The 14,662-nt window shown below is 43.0% G+C and carries 17 protein-coding genes; 8 read left to right on the top strand and 9 right to left on the bottom strand.

All coding sequences use genetic code 11. The features are described 5' to 3' along the window. Positions 1-294: 294 nt before the first annotated feature. The 4 genes from DW015_RS09765 (at position 295) to DW015_RS09750 (ending at position 4,561) form a co-directional block, all read left to right on the top strand. A complete protein-coding gene (locus tag DW015_RS09765; RefSeq protein WP_117905500.1) occupies positions 295-894 on the top strand; it encodes a hydrolase in 600 nt (199 codons plus the stop codon). After that, on the top strand, positions 891-1,337 hold the full coding sequence (locus DW015_RS09760; protein WP_117905499.1) for a YaiI/YqxD family protein: 447 nt from the start codon (positions 891-893) through the stop codon (positions 1,335-1,337). The genes DW015_RS09765 and DW015_RS09760 overlap by 4 nt, the downstream gene beginning before the upstream one ends. Before the next feature lie 80 nt (positions 1,338-1,417). Beyond that, a complete protein-coding gene (locus tag DW015_RS09755; RefSeq protein ID WP_117905498.1) occupies positions 1,418-3,688 on the top strand; it encodes a glycoside hydrolase family 3 C-terminal domain-containing protein in 2,271 nt (756 codons plus the stop codon). A 6-nt stretch (positions 3,689-3,694) separates the two neighbouring features. Then, positions 3,695-4,561 carry a helix-hairpin-helix domain-containing protein gene (locus DW015_RS09750; protein WP_117905497.1) on the top strand — a complete coding sequence of 289 codons (867 nt, stop codon included), beginning with the start codon at positions 3,695-3,697 and terminating at the stop codon, positions 4,559-4,561. 103 nt (positions 4,562-4,664) lie between these two features. Here DW015_RS09750 and DW015_RS09745 read toward each other — a convergent pair whose 3' ends face one another. The 4 genes from DW015_RS09745 to DW015_RS09730 all read right to left on the bottom strand — a co-directional run bounded on the left by DW015_RS09745 (position 4,665) and on the right by DW015_RS09730 (position 7,118). Continuing rightward, a complete protein-coding gene (locus DW015_RS09745) occupies positions 4,665-5,384 on the bottom strand; it encodes an NPXTG-anchored protein (protein WP_117905496.1) in 720 nt (239 codons plus the stop codon). Continuing rightward, positions 5,381-5,896, bottom strand: coding sequence for a hypothetical protein (locus tag DW015_RS09740; protein ID WP_117905495.1), 516 nt, complete (start codon positions 5,894-5,896; stop codon positions 5,381-5,383). The genes DW015_RS09745 and DW015_RS09740 overlap by 4 nt, the downstream gene beginning before the upstream one ends. 151 nt (positions 5,897-6,047) lie before the next feature. Continuing rightward, positions 6,048-6,560 carry a hypothetical protein gene (locus tag DW015_RS09735; RefSeq protein ID WP_117905494.1) on the bottom strand — a complete coding sequence of 171 codons (513 nt, stop codon included), beginning with the start codon at positions 6,558-6,560 and terminating at the stop codon, positions 6,048-6,050. Positions 6,561-6,578: 18 nt separating this feature from the next. Then, positions 6,579-7,118 (bottom strand): hypothetical protein, encoded by a 540-nt coding sequence (locus DW015_RS09730; RefSeq protein WP_117905493.1) that lies wholly within the window; start codon positions 7,116-7,118, stop codon positions 6,579-6,581. Between the two features lie 337 nt (positions 7,119-7,455). On the opposite strand from DW015_RS09730, the gene DW015_RS09725 reads away from it, so the two are divergent. From DW015_RS09725 to DW015_RS09710, 4 genes are read left to right on the top strand one after another with little or no spacing between them, the layout of a single operon-like run. Further along, positions 7,456-7,752, top strand: a complete 297-nt coding sequence (locus DW015_RS09725; protein ID WP_022287830.1) for a hypothetical protein — start codon at positions 7,456-7,458, stop codon at positions 7,750-7,752. A gap of 8 nt (positions 7,753-7,760) precedes the next feature. Next, on the top strand, positions 7,761-8,126 hold the full coding sequence (locus tag DW015_RS09720) for a hypothetical protein (protein ID WP_117905492.1): 366 nt from the start codon (positions 7,761-7,763) through the stop codon (positions 8,124-8,126). Further along, on the top strand, positions 8,126-8,731 hold the full coding sequence (locus tag DW015_RS09715; protein WP_117905491.1) for a flavin reductase family protein: 606 nt from the start codon (positions 8,126-8,128) through the stop codon (positions 8,729-8,731). The genes DW015_RS09720 and DW015_RS09715 overlap by 1 nt, the downstream gene beginning before the upstream one ends. Before the next feature lie 4 nt (positions 8,732-8,735). Next, the gene (locus tag DW015_RS09710) at positions 8,736-9,884 is read left to right on the top strand and encodes a zinc dependent phospholipase C family protein (protein ID WP_117905490.1); all 1,149 of its coding nucleotides are present in this window, start codon (positions 8,736-8,738) and stop codon (positions 9,882-9,884) included. Positions 9,885-9,926: 42 nt separating this feature from the next. On the opposite strand, the gene DW015_RS09705 is transcribed toward DW015_RS09710, so the two are convergent. From DW015_RS09705 to ftsH, 5 genes are all read right to left on the bottom strand, one after another. Then, on the bottom strand, positions 9,927-10,709 hold the full coding sequence (locus DW015_RS09705) for a hypothetical protein (protein ID WP_117905489.1): 783 nt from the start codon (positions 10,707-10,709) through the stop codon (positions 9,927-9,929). Further along, the gene (locus DW015_RS09700) at positions 10,703-11,401 is read right to left on the bottom strand and encodes an ABC transporter ATP-binding protein (protein ID WP_117858943.1); all 699 of its coding nucleotides are present in this window, start codon (positions 11,399-11,401) and stop codon (positions 10,703-10,705) included. Before DW015_RS09700 ends, DW015_RS09705 begins: the two co-directional genes overlap by 7 nt. A gap of 60 nt (positions 11,402-11,461) precedes the next feature. Continuing rightward, complete coding sequence (locus DW015_RS09695) at positions 11,462-11,722, bottom strand: stage V sporulation protein S (RefSeq protein WP_022287824.1); 261 nt, start codon at positions 11,720-11,722, stop codon at positions 11,462-11,464. A 107-nt stretch (positions 11,723-11,829) separates the two neighbouring features. After that, positions 11,830-12,597, bottom strand: a complete 768-nt coding sequence (locus DW015_RS09690) for a TIGR00282 family metallophosphoesterase (RefSeq protein ID WP_117905488.1) — start codon at positions 12,595-12,597, stop codon at positions 11,830-11,832. Between the two features lie 118 nt (positions 12,598-12,715). Beyond that, positions 12,716-14,656, bottom strand: a complete 1,941-nt coding sequence (gene ftsH / locus DW015_RS09685; RefSeq protein ID WP_117858948.1) for an ATP-dependent zinc metalloprotease FtsH — start codon at positions 14,654-14,656, stop codon at positions 12,716-12,718. Positions 14,657-14,662: the final 6 nt, after the last annotated feature.

Raw genomic sequence — 14,662 nt, 5'->3', positions numbered from 1 at the left:
GTGAAGATCACAACAAATTCTATTCGTGCCATAGGTTTTATTCCTGCGACGACTTAAACGTGCAGCTAGCTGCACGTTTAAAGAGGACAAACAATCGTCCTATGCGTCCTTTAAACTGGCTTTCGCCTATCGAATTCTTCAATAACTATCGTGTCCAATATCATTGACAAACTAACAAAATGCAAAAATTAGCGAAAAGTACTGTTAATCTTACAAAAAATATGTTATAATTAGTCTGGTAAAACTAAAACGCTAAAGCTTATCATAATATAATATTTTTACAGGAGGTCAACTATGCCAAAGGTAACAGAACTTAAAGACAAATTCGTTGAGATCTACACAGAAAACATAAAGCGCCCGGGTTCGGAAAAGCTGCTCAATTATCTGCTTTCAGAAAGCAGCGACTTCTTTGTTGCACCTGCTTCTACAAGATACCACGGAGCATACGAGGGTGGCTTGTGCGAACACAGCATACACGTTTATGAGTGTCTGAAAAGCTATCTGGAGCGTGAGCGTGTAAAGGAAGATTACAACATGGAATACTCAGACGAGAGCATTGCTATCGTTTCACTGCTTCATGACATCTGCAAGGTAAATCTTTACAGAGTAAGCTACCGCAATGCCAAGAACGAGCAGGGCGTGTGGGAGAAAGTCCCATACTATGAATTTCACGAAACACTGCCATATGGCCACGGTGAAAAGTCGGTCTACATAGTAAGCAGCTATATGCGACTGACCCGTGAGGAAGCCATGGCTATACGCTGGCACATGGGCTTTTCAGGAGAAGAAAACAAGAACAGTATCGGTCTTGCCCTTGAAATGTATCCTCTCGCACTGGCGACCCACATTGCAGATATGGAATCTACATTTTATATAGAAGGCGGCAAGGCGTGAGGATACTTATAGACGCTGACGGCTGTCCTGTTACGAACATCGCAGTTTCTATAAGCAAAAGCCATGGGCTTAAATGTATCATAGTTTGCGACAGCTCGCATATTTTCAGCTCTGACTATGCACAGGTGATAACTGTCGACAAGGGTGCAGACAGTGCAGACATGAAGCTTGTGAACATCGCTCTAAAGGGAGATATTGCCGTGACGCAGGATTATGGGCTTGCGGCAATGTGTCTTGCAAGAAACGTCCTTGCTCTGGACCAGAACGGCAGGATATATGACAGCTCCAACATTGATGCACTGCTTCTATCAAGACATACTGCAAAGAAGATACGCAGAAGCGGCGGCAGGCTCAAAGGTCCGCCAAAGCGAACCAAACAGCAGGACGAGGATTTCAGGGTGGCTCTTACCAAACTAATCGAAGATAATATTAACTTTATGTAAAATATGCACAAAATATATAGAATTTCATAGAAAATTGTGTTACAATCAAACTATAGTTTTATAGAAAAGAGGTTTTCACAATGAACATAGACAAGATTTTGAAGGAACTCACACTTGAAGAAAAAGCTTCATTGTGCTCAGGCTCTGACTTCTGGCACACTGAGGAAATAAAAAGGCTGGATATACCAAGCATAATGGTGTCTGACGGCCCTCACGGACTTAGAAAAATGCGTGATGATACAGACAATCCTAACGAAGCTATCAAGGCAGTATGCTTCCCATGTGCCTGCGCACTTGCCTGCTCTTTTGACAGAAAGCTGCTTACAACTCTCGGCAAGGCTCTGGGCGAGGAGTGTCAGGCTGAGGACGTTTCCGTTATACTTGGCCCTGGCTGTAACATAAAGCGTTCACCACTTTGCGGCAGAAACTTTGAATACTTCTCAGAAGACCCTTATCTTACTTCACAGCTTGCCACAGCACACATAAAGGGCGTCCAGAGCAAGGGCGTGGGAACTTCTCTTAAACACTTTGCCATGAACAATCAGGAAACAAGACGTATGAGCTATTCTGCCAACGTTGATGAGAGAACGTTCCATGAGATATATTTAAGTGCCTTTGAAACACCAGTCAAGGAAGCAAAGCCTTGGACAGTGATGTGTTCATACAACCGCATAAACGGCGAATATTCCTCGCAGAACAAGCTTCTGCTCACTGATATACTCAGAAACGAATGGGGCTATGATGGACTTGTAGTTAGCGATTGGGGCGCAGTTGATGACAGACCTCTTGGCGTTGCCGCAGGTCTTGACCTTGAGATGCCTACCAGCAACGGCAAAAATGACGAGCTTATCATAGAAGCCGTAAACAACGGCTCGCTTTCAATGAAAGACCTTGACAAGGCTGTGAGAAACGTGCTTACGCTTATTCAGAAAGCCGAGGACGGCTATGCCCCTGCAACAAAGTGGGATAAAGAAAAACAGCATGAACTTGCAGGCAAGATAGAGTCCGAATGTGCGGTACTGCTCAAAAATGATGATAAGATACTGCCGCTTGACAAGTCTGCAAAGATAGCTTTCATTGGCGAATTTGCCGACAAGCCACGTTATCAGGGCGGTGGAAGCTCTCACATAAATTCATTTAAGGTAACATCTGCTCTTGAAGCTGTCAAGGGCATGGATAATATCACATATGCACAGGGCTTCGTCACCGACCGTGACGAAACCGTTGACGAGCTTCTCGATGAAGCTGTGGAGCTTGCCAGAAGCAGCGATGTTGCCGTTATCTTCGCAGGTCTGCCCGAAAGCTTTGAGTCTGAGGGCTTTGACAGAAAGCATATGAGAATGCCTGATTGTCAGCTCAAGCTTATTGATGAAGTTGCTAAGGTAAATGAAAACGTTGTTATCGTTCTCCACAACGGCTCGGCTGTTGAAATGCCGTTTGCAGATAAGGTGAAGGGCATACTTGAAATGTATCTTGGCGGACAGAACATCGGCACTGCTGAAAAGGCTCTGCTTTTTGGCGAAGCTAACCCTAGCGGAAAGCTTGCGGAAACTTTCCCTGAAAAGCTTTCACATAATCCGTCTTATCTTAATTTCCCGGGAAATATGGACGATGTTGACTATGCCGAGGGAATATTCGTGGGCTACAGATATTATGACGAAAAGGGCATAAAGCCACTGTTCCCATTTGGTCACGGACTTTCATACACAACCTTTGAATACAGCAATCTTACTGTTTCAGAAAACGAGATAAAAGACGACAAGACCCTGACGGTCATGGTGGACGTAACAAACACAGGCGACAGAGACGGTATGGAGATCGTTCAGCTTTACGTTTCCGACAAGGAAAGCTCAGTGCGCAGACCTGTCCGTGAGCTTAAGGGCTTTGAAAAGCTTTTCCTTAAAGCTGGCGAGACCAAAAAGGCTGTGTTCCACCTTGATAAGCGTTCATTTGCATACTACGAGCCTGATATACACGATTGGTTCGTTGAATATGGTGAGTTTATTATCGAGGCAGGCTCTTCTTCAAGAGATATCAGGCTTTCGACTTCTGTTTATGTATCTTCCGATACAAAACTCCCAGTGCATTTCACCTTGAACACCACCTGTGGCGAGATAAATTCTATCCCAGAGGGCAGAGCTATGTTCGAGGACATTTTAAGCCAAATAAACTGCGGTTTTGGCGACGCGGCTTCCGACGATCTCGGCGCTTCTGCAAAGGAAATGATGGAAGCAATGATAAGAGATATGCCACTGAGAACCCTTGTTACATTTGCAAATGTTCCGGACATCACAAGAGCGAAGATGTCAGAAATGGTGGAAAATCTCAACGAAATGCTTGCAGAAAAATAATCAATTATGGACGGCAAGTTAGACAGCAACAAAGACGAAAAATCGAATGTGACAGAAAATGATGCTTCAAAAGTAGAAACAAGCAGGCTAAAACTTTTCGTAGGCGTGATCGCAGTTACGGTCGCCATTACTGCAGCGATCGCTTCTGCATTTGTTAACAGACCACAGCGTGATGATGTGGTGATACTCACACCGCCTGCTGACAGCTCTCAGGCTGACAAGGTGGACAATTCAGGCAGTGAAAAGGTCATTAGCAAGACTGCAAAGGCACATACCACAAAGAAAACAACGACATCAAAAGCCGTCACAAGCAGTATTGCTGAAACCAAAGAGGAATACTGCTTTCCTGCTGACATAAACAAAGCTGACAAGGAAATGCTTATGGCGGTGAGCGGTATAGGCGAGGTAACAGCCGACAGGATAATAGCATATCGTGACAGAGTTGGTGTTATCAGCAACATGGATATGCTTCTTGAAGTAAACGGCATCGGAGACTCTACACTTGCACTTCTCAAAGGCTATTTTTATGTTGACAGTGCAGACTACCATGATATGCCGCAGAAAACGAAAGTTGCAGAAACTCAGCCTGTTCAAATAGAAATCCCTGCTGATACTGTAACAGAGCCTCCGGCCACAGAGGAGCAAACTGTTACAACGGCTGAAACTACTGAAAAAGTCAGGCAGAAAGTGAACATAAACAAGGCTGACGCTCAGGAGATATCAGACAAGCTGCTAATTGATATGGACAAGGCGAATGCTGTCATAGAACTTCGTGAGCTTATATCCTATTACGAAAGCCCTAACGAGCTTCTTTTGTGCAAGGGCTTTACAGAAAAACTTGTTTCCGAGCTTTGGGATTATATTGAAATATAACTGTATTATATGTCTGCTGCATAAAAAAGAACTCGCACATTTTCGTGCGAGTTTTTTTTGCTTAATAATGCCAATGCAAACGGCGAGCCTTATGAATATCAGATCATTTATCCTTTGTTTTTTTTGACACGCTTACAGCAACGGCACCAAGCAGCAACATTGTCAATGCTGCACCTGCTCCTAAGCCTGTGTTAGGTGACTTATCACCGTCTTTGTTTACATTTTGAACTGCTGTCTGTGAACTGTTTTGTAAGCTATCATCTTTTTTACCAGTGCTATCTGGTGATATATCTGATGAACTTTCAGGTGCTTTTGTACCAAGGACATAGAAAGGTGCATCGTCTGTGACAAAGGATATTTCTGCATCAGACTCTTCACATTTAAGACTGCTTACTGTACCATCACCTTTAACGGAATTTACCTGATCTTTGTCTATGTTTATCGTTACCTTTATTCCATTTGCCGGCAGAATAGAATCTCCGTCAATGTAATAAATATGAAATGCTACGGTGTTTTCAGACTTTTTTCCCATGACGCTGTTTAACCAGTCAAGAGCTTTCTTCTCTGTGACCTGATCCACCACAAGATTTTTATCTTTATCGGCATTCTCGATCTTCACACTTGTGCCATCTGGAAAATCAATAACAGCATTTCCATCGTCGTCAACAGACACACTGTTCCATGGAACATCTTCTGTATAGACCGCATAAACATTTCCATTTGCAGTTGTATTATTATCATCAAGCTTTGCCTCGGCCGCATAAGCACCAGAAGGTATGCTTAATGCAAGCACAAGAGCAAGAAATGAAGTCATTTTTTTCATTGGTCTATTTGACCCCCTATCTGTGTATTCAAGGAAGCCGCACCTGCACTATAATAAGTGTGCGGCTCGTAACCCATGATCTTAAGCTTTATCTTTGTACCGACCTCCGGCGTCTTTGAGAGCGTAACATATTTCACATACTCGTTTGGCTTGATAAGACCCGTTTCTCCAAGCATATTTTCCTGTTCGTCAAACACTCTGAGCTTTATCCAGGCATTGTTGCCCTCGATATTTGTAAGATATACTATTGCCTTATCGCCTTCCATAGTGACGTTTCCGCACACCGCAAAATCATAGCTCATATCATCTCTGTTCGGAGAGCTATAGCCTAAATTTTCTGAAACCTCAGGCTTGCCATGCTGTGCTGTGCTTTCAAAAGGCGGTGGAGTAAATTCTGCACTTTTTTTATCATTTGGACGGCACAATGCAAATATCATCACGCCAATGGTAACTGCAAAACAGACCATAAGCACTGATACGATCAGCTTTCCGTCATTTTTTTGCTTATCCATCATAAGCCCCCTGATATGAATACTTTTTTAATTACGCTATCGGTACAATCCCAATATCATTGTTTTTTACTACCCTCCATGCTCCATTTGATCCTGTTACATAATAAAGAGTTGTATCAACATGGGTAGAAACAACCATTGCGTCAGTTACTTACTGAATGTCTTCAGAGATCGTTACTGTGATAGTGCCAAGATCTGTATTGTTTGTTTCTATCCCTGCTCCACTTACACTGAAATGTGTTGAATCTTTAGGTGCAGCGTCAACAGCAGTGCCTTCGGCTGTTTCCAATAAAATAACATCTTCATCAAATATGCCGTTAAGTCCTTCGACCTTTGATGCAAAATTCAACTGCGCTTTAATAGCCGAATTTGAATGGTTTGTTACAGTTATCTCCTTAGGCTCATTCCACCAGCATGCAGACTCTGTGGTATAGCTATGTGTTTCAGGATCCCATACCTTATATCCGCCAAAGTAGGTAAAATTCATTTCCTCCCACTCAACGTCCACAGACATTGTCGTTGACTTGGAATCAATATAGCTTCCTGTAACCTTGATATTTGTTGGTTCGCTGCCGTCATTTTTTTCTGAATTTACCGCATATGCTGTAACCACGCTAGTGCTTGCTAGCACTAATGCGGCAATGATCGCCAATTTGTTTTTCATGATAAATTCCTCCGTTATTTATTTTTCAACAGTGACAGTTATTTTTGCCACCGTATCGACCATTGCTTTTTCACCTGATTGCGGATCATAACTTAAAACTCTGAAATTTGCGTCTGAATAAGTGCCTTCACTAAGTTTGTCCGCCTCGCCCTCAAGCAAAGGAAGCGTTTTAAGCTGATTGCCTGGTTTTATAGTACCTGAGCGTGCGATGATCTCACCATTTACTTCGATACAAAGCACGATATCCTGAGTTGAACTGCTTGGATGCTTATAACTAAAATAAGCTGTTTTATCAGAAAGCTTGATATTCACTGTATTTTCGTATTCAAGAGAAATTCCTCCGCCACCCTCAAGCACATCAAGATTTCTGCTGTTGTCCTCCAAAGGTTCAGCATACTGCTCTGTCTGCTGAGGTGCATAATCAGGTACTAGAGATTTTGTTTCTGGCTTTCTGAAAAACACAACCCAAATCGTAATACCTATGCAAAACATCATGCCCAGAATAAGTGCAGCTATTATGATCCTTTGTTTTTTTGCCTTGTTCTCATTATTCTCCATCATTTTCCTCCTGCTTGCGCATTAGCCAGACTTTCCTGCTGAATAGCATTAATGTTCATAATAATTGTACATTGTTATTAACAAAAAGTCAACAATATTTGCACAAGTGGTAAAAATAATGCACAAGCGGTAGTTTTTTTGATACATATGGCATTCATTTTTTGACAGTTCAACATCCCCGTGACCGTTAAAGCACAACAAAAACGATAGCTCTCATAATAACACCGTTACTTTTTTATTAATAGATAATACTTGAAATCTTCGGGATAATATAGTATAATAACTTTATATGTTGTTATCCTGATAGGAAAACTCAGGCAGAAGGAATGGTGATAGTATGAAAAAAGGGGTTATCTCTGTGAACTCAAATGCAGAGAAAACTATTATCGCAATGACGATATCCGTTGTTCTTGCCATTATTTTTGACGGCAAAAAGAAAAAGCCTGCAAAGCGCAAAAGCTTTGCTCAGCGTGTTTCAAAGCACTATAAAACTATCGACAATATAATGCTTATGACAGTTGCAAAGGACGTCAAGAAAAAAGAGCAGGAACGTGCGGCTCTTAAAAAGAAAAATTCATACAAGACCAAGCTCCGTGACCTTGAGATACAAGACGCTGAGTTTATTGAACTGTAGGTGATATCATGACGGAATACTTCAAGCGTTACCGCAGTTTTGTTGCAAGCTGTCTTGAGGACAAGGACTGCGACTTTGCAAAGCTTCTTGATTATCACAAAGAACATATCGCTTTTTTTCAGCACGAACGGCTGATACACCTTATCGTGACGGTGCTTTTTGCACTTTGTACTGTCATGACGTTCATTGCCATTGCAGTTTGGCAGGTCATGATACTCATACCCCTTGCCGTTGCGTTTCTCATACTGCTTGTGCCTTATATAAAGCACTACTATTTTCTTGAAAACCAAACTCAGCTTCTTTATAAGGACTATGACAAAATATACAGACGAGTACATAATTTTGGACTTGACAACGAGAAAGGCGTGAAATAATGGAGTACACAAAATACACCAAGGAGCAGTGGAAAGGCAGCGTCATAACCTCTCCCCTGCCACCTACTCTCGTTACCTGCGGCAGTATGGAAAAGCCTAACGTGTTCACAGTTGCGTGGACAGGCATTCTCTGCACTCAGCCGCCTGTTACCTACATCTCCGTCAGACCTGAGAGATATTCCCACGAGCTTATCACTCAAAGCGGTGAGTTCGTCATAAATCTGCCGACCAGAGAGCTTGTGAAAGCTGTGGATTGGTGCGGTGTGAAAACCGGCAGAAAAGTGGATAAGTTCAAGGAAATGCACCTTACCGCAGAACCGTCCGCAAAGGTATCGGCACCTTTGCTGGCCCAGTCCCCTGTGAATATCGAGTGCAAAGTAAGAGAGGTCGTGAGCCTTGGTACACATGATATGTTCATTGCAGATATCGTGGGGCTTGACGTTGCAAAAGAATTGCTTGACGAAAAAGGAAAGCTTTGCCTTGACAAAGCGGGACTTCTTGCCTACGCTCACGGAGAGTATTACGGTCTTGGCAAAAAGCTTGGCACGTTCGGCTACTCAGTAAGGAAAAAGAAAAACAACAAAAATATCAGAAAAGGAAAATAGAGTTATGAAAAAAATTCTCACAGCCGCAGTTGCGCTGGCTGTATGCTATAGGCTCAGACCTATCAAAGCGTACGCATGGAGCGGCACTACTCACGAGGACATTGTGAAAAAATCACTTGCACTTCTGGAAAAGGAGAAAAAGCAGAAGCAGGTGACATTCTATAAAGACTATCACAGCGAGATACTCAAGGGCTGCACACAGCCTGACGAGGAGAACGATATGGACAAAGGTCATGGCAAGCATTATTACTCCTGCGTTAATCCAAAGGGCAAGGAGCTTCCTGAAACTAACGGCTATTACCGCAACCGCTTTGGTGACCTTGCAGTGAGCGCAAGAACTTGCCTCGAAGAAAACTACACCGCCGCAGTATCTCTTTACAAAAGCGGTGACATAAAAAACGCCATGCGTGTTCTCGGCAGAGCCGCACATTTTATTTCAGACATGGGCTGCACTGTTCACGTTGCAAACATGAAATATCAGGACAAGGCAAACAACGTGCATTACGCTTTTGAGAAGCACGTTTCCACCACCTGCACAAGACACACAGCCGACAGCTTCGACAAGCGTCTGCTGAAATACTACGGCAAGGATAACTTTGGCGAGGCTGCAAACAAGCTTGTAAAATACGCAAGCAAGTTCGTTGACACCATTTCTCACCTTGACCCAAGAGCTTTTGATGACGTTGCAAAGAACACTCTGCCTGTTACACAGCAGAATGTCACAGCGCTTCTTCTGAAATTCTATGACGATTGCACCTCTGACGCAGGAAATTACATACTTGACGGCAAGGCTTACACATTCAAAAACGAGATATCGGGACTTGTACTCACTGTTACTCCTAAGGGATTGCAGCTTGAAAAGCCTGACAAGGAGCTTGAACAGAAGCTGACGGTCTGTCTTACAGAGGACGGCACATTCGGTTTAAAGATAGGCGACGGCGGATATGTAAACGCTTCATGCAAGGGATATGACTATCTGAAAATAGACGGCAAGCCTGTTCAGTTCAGGGTCACTGCGCTGGGAAAAAGACGTTTCAGAATATCCACTGAGTCCACAGACTATGTAAAGGTGCTTGCAAACTCAAAGGGCGGAAAGCTCTCCTTTGCTGACCTTGAGCCTGAAAACTCAGCTCAGATCTGGATACTTAACTAAAAGAATACAACAAAAAAGGCAGACACAGCGTCTGCCTTTTTTTTACTGCAAATTATGTTTGCGTGTTATTATAAAGTTTGTCAGCAGGAAATATGCCAAGATATATGCGAACTGATACATTGTCATAAATACCAGACGCAAATCCAAGTTTATATTGCTCTCGTAATACACCGCATGACCCACAAAGAACATATTCCAAAGTGAAAGACCGCCAACAAAGCTGTTTATAAAAGAGAATATTATATTGCAGCCGAACACTATGCCAAAGCCTGCAAGCACCTTATGTCTGAAACAATTTGAAAGGGAGATAACAAAGTAAAAGAATATCTGCCAGTTGGCAAAAAGCATCAGAGCATAAAGACAAATAAGAAACGACGTGAGCGGTTCTTCAACAAAGCCATTGCCAAATGCGTTTATAAAATCTCCCACAGAGTCAAGATATTCTGTTGGATCGATAAGCAAAAGCGAAAGCACAAAAACGATCATGCTTGCCGCCGACCATATAACAGAAGAGATGAACTTTGTGAAAATGTGATAATATGGCTTGACAGGTATTGTCAGCATAAGATAGCCCTCGTCAGTGAAAAGGGTCTTGTGAAAGTTCGTCAGCGATATGGTAAAGCCCACAGTGAACAACGCCCCCACGGCAATACCATAGGCAATGCACACAACAATGAATATCACCAGAAAATTAGGGCTTTTAACACTCTCGCCATAACGAAGCATCAGAGAAAATATCAGTGCAACTATCATATATCCCACAACAAGAGGGAAAAACTTTCTTGCCGAGCGTTTAAGCTCATATTTCAAAAGCTTGCCTAACATCTGTACACCTCCCTGAAAAGCTGATCCACAGACTTGCCGGTTTCGTTATGGATAGCGTCAACAGATTTATGCAACCTTAGCATACCGTTTTGTATCATTACTACGTCGTCAAGGACAGGTTCGATATCTGCAATAAGGTGGGTGGAAATTACCACAGCCGCCCGCTCGTTGTAATTTGAGATTATGGTGTTGAGGATATAATCTCTCGCCGCAGGATCAACGCCTGCAATTGGCTCATCAAGAAGATAAACGTCAGCCTCACGGCTCATAACAAGACAAAGCTGCACCTTTTCTTTTGTACCCTTTGACATTGTCTTGAACTTTGCCGCAGGGTTTATCCCCAGCCTGTTCATCATATCCTGAGCCTTTGCTACATTGAAATTACTGTAAAAATCCTGAAAAAACCTGAGCATCTCATTTACTTTCATATCGTCAGGTATAAAATTTCTGTCAGGCAGATAGGAAACCACTTTTTTAGTTTCCACGCCAATAGGCATTCCGCATATGAGTATATCCCCTGCCGTAGGTTTTATAAGTCCACAGCAAAGCTTGATAAATGTTGTTTTTCCGCTTCCGTTCGGCCCTAGCAGACCGATAATTTTACCCCTCTCCAGCGCAAGGTCAAGATTGCTCAGCGCTGTAAAGCTTCCATACTGCTTTGTAAGCCCATAAGTCTGCAAAACAGTTTCCATGCTGTCCCCTCCTTTGTAGCAAAAAGCAGCAAGACTTTAACACGCCTTGCTGCCGCATTATTATCTTTCTTCACAAATAAGCTTGATCGCAGTTCTTTCCTCACCGTCGATCAAAACGCTTGCAAATGCAGGGATACAAATAAGATCAATGCCCAATGGTGCAAGATAGCCCCTTGCGATCGCTATAGCCTTGATCGCCTGATTGGCTGCGCCTGCGCCCACTGCCTGTACCTCAACTGCACCGCTGTCACGGATAACGCCCGAAACTGCTCCTGCCACCGAATTAGGGACAGACCTTGAAGAAACCTTTAGAATTTCCACTTGAATACCTCCATAAGTAAATTCAAAGAATTTACCCCACTTATTATACACATTATATTATACTACATACATAATAAAATTTCAAGCTTTATTAATACTTTTCGTTATTATCGCTTAATAACACGCTGTATATTTGTTGCTTTTCCCGATTTTTCATCAAATTTTACCACAACTCCATTTATAAAGCAATCGTTTGTGCTTTCTGAAAACCTCACAGGGGTGCGATATTTGAACTTATTTATGACTATATCGCTGTCCACCCCAAGTACGGAAAGCTCAGGGCCTGTCATTCCAACATCGGTGATATAGGCGGTATGTCCGCCTAAGATCATTTCATCAGCCGTCTGAACATGGGTATGAGTGCCAAGCACAGCAGTGCATCGTTTTTGCAGATAAAAGCCCATAGCCTTTTTCTCAGAAGTTGCCTCCGCATGAAAATCAACGATTATATTAGGCGTATCAATGCTTTCAAGAAGCTTGTCAACATAGTTGAAAGGATTTTCCACAGCTTCCATATACATCGTTCCCATAAGATTTACCACGGCTATCTTATAAGGACACATATCGATATAAGTCACTCCATGACCCATAACGCCCTCAGGGTAATTGGCAGGTCTTAAAAGTTGCTCGTTTGTGTCATAAAGCTCCTCAGCCTCACGTCGTCTGAAAGAATGATTTCCCGTTGTTACAACGTCAGCCCCCATGTTGAGAAGCTGTCTGTAAGACTGCGGTGTGATACCATTGCCCTGAGCAGAATTTTCACCGTTCACCACGGTCACATCTATATCATATTCACGCTTCAGCTTATACATTCTGCTTTCAAGAAAATCGCAGCCGCTTTGCCCCACAACATCTCCGATAAAAAGTAAGTTCATTTGTTATCTCCGTTCTATACTGCATTTTACAGCTACACTTATTATACACTATCATTACTGCAAAATCAAGCAGACATCACAAAAAAATCAGACGCTTTTACACGTCTGATTTCCCATATCAATTATCATCAACTGAAATATCATCAACTATCTCAGGAGTATCCTGGATTTCTGGTGTTTTATCAGGTTCGCCCATGAACTCGCTCTCTGTAAGTTCGCCATTCATAAGCTTCTCAAATGTTGCACCGTCAACCTTTTCATACTTCATAAGATACTTAGCCACAACATGAAGCTTATCCATATGCTCGTTGAGTATCTTTTCAGCGTCAGTAAATGCACTTTCAATAAGAGTTCTTATCTCATTATCGATCTCAGCCGCAACGTTATCGGAATAGCTTGGCGTATTAGTGTAATCCCTGCCAAGAAATACTTCATGATCGCCCTGACCGTATACAACAGGACCAAGATTGTCACTGAAGCCGTAGCGTGTTACCATGTTTCTAGCTGTGGAAGTAGCTCTCTCAAGGTCATTGGAAGCGCCTGTTGAGATATCGTCAAGGATCAGCTTTTCAGCAACACGTCCGCCAAGAAGAACCACGATATTTTCGTACATCTCGTTCTTGCTAACATAAGATTTATCCTTGACAGGCAGGCTCATTGTGAAACCGCCAGCCTGACCTCTCGGTATGATAGATACCTGATGAACTTTATCCTGTGATTTGCTGTAGTATGTGCAGAGTGCGTGACCACCCTCGTGATAAGCGGTAAGCTTCTTTTCGTCCTCTGTGATGACCTTAGACTTTTTCTCAGGACCTGCCACAACCTTGATAGAAGCTTCCTCAAGCTCATCTTTGGTGATAGCCTTTTTATTCTTTCTTGCCGCAAGGAGCGAAGCCTCGTTCACAAGGTTTTCAAGGTCTGCACCTGTAAAGCCCACAGTTGATTTTGCGATAGTTTCAAGGTCAACGTCAGGAGCAAGCGGCTTATTTCTTGTGTGAACTTTCAGTATAGCTTCTCTGCCCTTAACGTCAGGATAGCCCACAAGTATCTGTCGGTCAAATCTGCCCGGACGAAGAAGTGCAGGGTCAAGTATATCACGTCTGTTTGTTGCAGCCATAACAATAACAGAATCGTTATCCTCAAAGCCGTCCATTTCAACAAGAAGCTGGTTAAGGGTCTGCTCACGCTCGTCATGACCGCCGCCAAGACCTGCGCCTCTCTGTCTGCCCACTGCGTCGATCTCGTCTATAAAGATGATAGCAGGAGCGTTTTTCTTAGCCTGCTCAAAAAGATCTCTTACTCTTGAAGCACCGACGCCCACAAACATCTCAACGAAGTCAGAACCTGAGATCGAGAAGAATGGAACTTTTGCTTCGCCTGCAACGGCTCTTGCGAGAAGCGTTTTACCTGTACCCGGAGGGCCGAGGAGCAGAACGCCCTTAGGTATTCTCGCACCGATCTCGGTATACTTCTTATTATCACGGAGAAAATCAACGATCTCCTTAAGCTCTTCCTTTTCCTCGTCTGCACCCGCAACATCATCAAAGGTAGCTTTCTTGCTGCTTGGCGCCATTTTGGCATTTGTTTTTCCGAAAGATGACATCTTTCCGCCGCCTGCATTCTTCATCATGAACACAAAGAAGAATATCATAACGCCCAGCATAAGCAGCGTTGGTATCAGATTGAGCCAGAAGCTGTTATCCGATATCGGTATAAGATTATACTGCAAAGGATCGTCTGGATTTTCAGTATTATATTTCTTACGATAGTTCTCAGCGTCCTCACCGCCAAGGACTTCATTTGCAAACAGTGAAACATTTGGAACTGTATAACTATATACCTTATCCTCGCCCTTGAGCTTATACTTAAGCTGTCCGGAGCCGAGGTCAAGCTCAAACTGTGACACGTTCAGGCTGTCAAACTGTTCCATTATCTCCGAATATTTTTTGTCGGAAGATTTTGTGCTCATGCTTGTTAGCATATAGACCAATCCGCAGATTATGGCAACCGATACCAGCAGATAGATCAACAGGGTCTTTCCATTATTATTGTTTTTCAATCGATC

Source organism: Ruminococcus sp. AF37-20 (assembly GCF_003460465.1).
GTDB classification, from domain to species: Bacteria; Bacillota; Clostridia; order Oscillospirales; family Ruminococcaceae; genus Hominimerdicola; species Hominimerdicola aceti.
Note: the sequence above shows the minus strand (reverse complement) of the source record. Positions and strands in the feature narration are given on the sequence as shown.

Bases quoted from the DNA above. Each gene is read 5' to 3' on its own strand.
- DW015_RS09765 (WP_117905500.1), top strand. From the start codon at position 295: ATGCCAAAGGTAACAGAACTTAAAGACAAATTCGTTGAGATCTACACA.
- DW015_RS09755 (WP_117905498.1), top strand. From the start codon at position 1,418: ATGAACATAGACAAGATTTTGAAGGAACTCACACTTGAAGAAAAAGCT.
- DW015_RS09750 (WP_117905497.1), top strand. From the start codon at position 3,695: ATGGACGGCAAGTTAGACAGCAACAAAGACGAAAAATCGAATGTGACA.
- DW015_RS09745 (WP_117905496.1), bottom strand. From the start codon at position 5,384: ATGAAAAAAATGACTTCATTTCTTGCTCTTGTGCTTGCATTAAGCATA.
- DW015_RS09740 (WP_117905495.1), bottom strand. From the start codon at position 5,896: ATGGATAAGCAAAAAAATGACGGAAAGCTGATCGTATCAGTGCTTATG.
- DW015_RS09735 (WP_117905494.1), bottom strand. From the start codon at position 6,560: ATGAAAAACAAATTGGCGATCATTGCCGCATTAGTGCTAGCAAGCACT.
- DW015_RS09730 (WP_117905493.1), bottom strand. From the start codon at position 7,118: ATGGAGAATAATGAGAACAAGGCAAAAAAACAAAGGATCATAATAGCT.
- DW015_RS09725 (WP_022287830.1), top strand. From the start codon at position 7,456: ATGAAAAAAGGGGTTATCTCTGTGAACTCAAATGCAGAGAAAACTATT.
- DW015_RS09720 (WP_117905492.1), top strand. From the start codon at position 7,761: ATGACGGAATACTTCAAGCGTTACCGCAGTTTTGTTGCAAGCTGTCTT.
- DW015_RS09715 (WP_117905491.1), top strand. From the start codon at position 8,126: ATGGAGTACACAAAATACACCAAGGAGCAGTGGAAAGGCAGCGTCATA.
- DW015_RS09710 (WP_117905490.1), top strand. From the start codon at position 8,736: ATGAAAAAAATTCTCACAGCCGCAGTTGCGCTGGCTGTATGCTATAGG.
- DW015_RS09705 (WP_117905489.1), bottom strand. From the start codon at position 10,709: ATGTTAGGCAAGCTTTTGAAATATGAGCTTAAACGCTCGGCAAGAAAG.
- DW015_RS09700 (WP_117858943.1), bottom strand. From the start codon at position 11,401: ATGGAAACTGTTTTGCAGACTTATGGGCTTACAAAGCAGTATGGAAGC.
- DW015_RS09690 (WP_117905488.1), bottom strand. From the start codon at position 12,597: ATGAACTTACTTTTTATCGGAGATGTTGTGGGGCAAAGCGGCTGCGAT.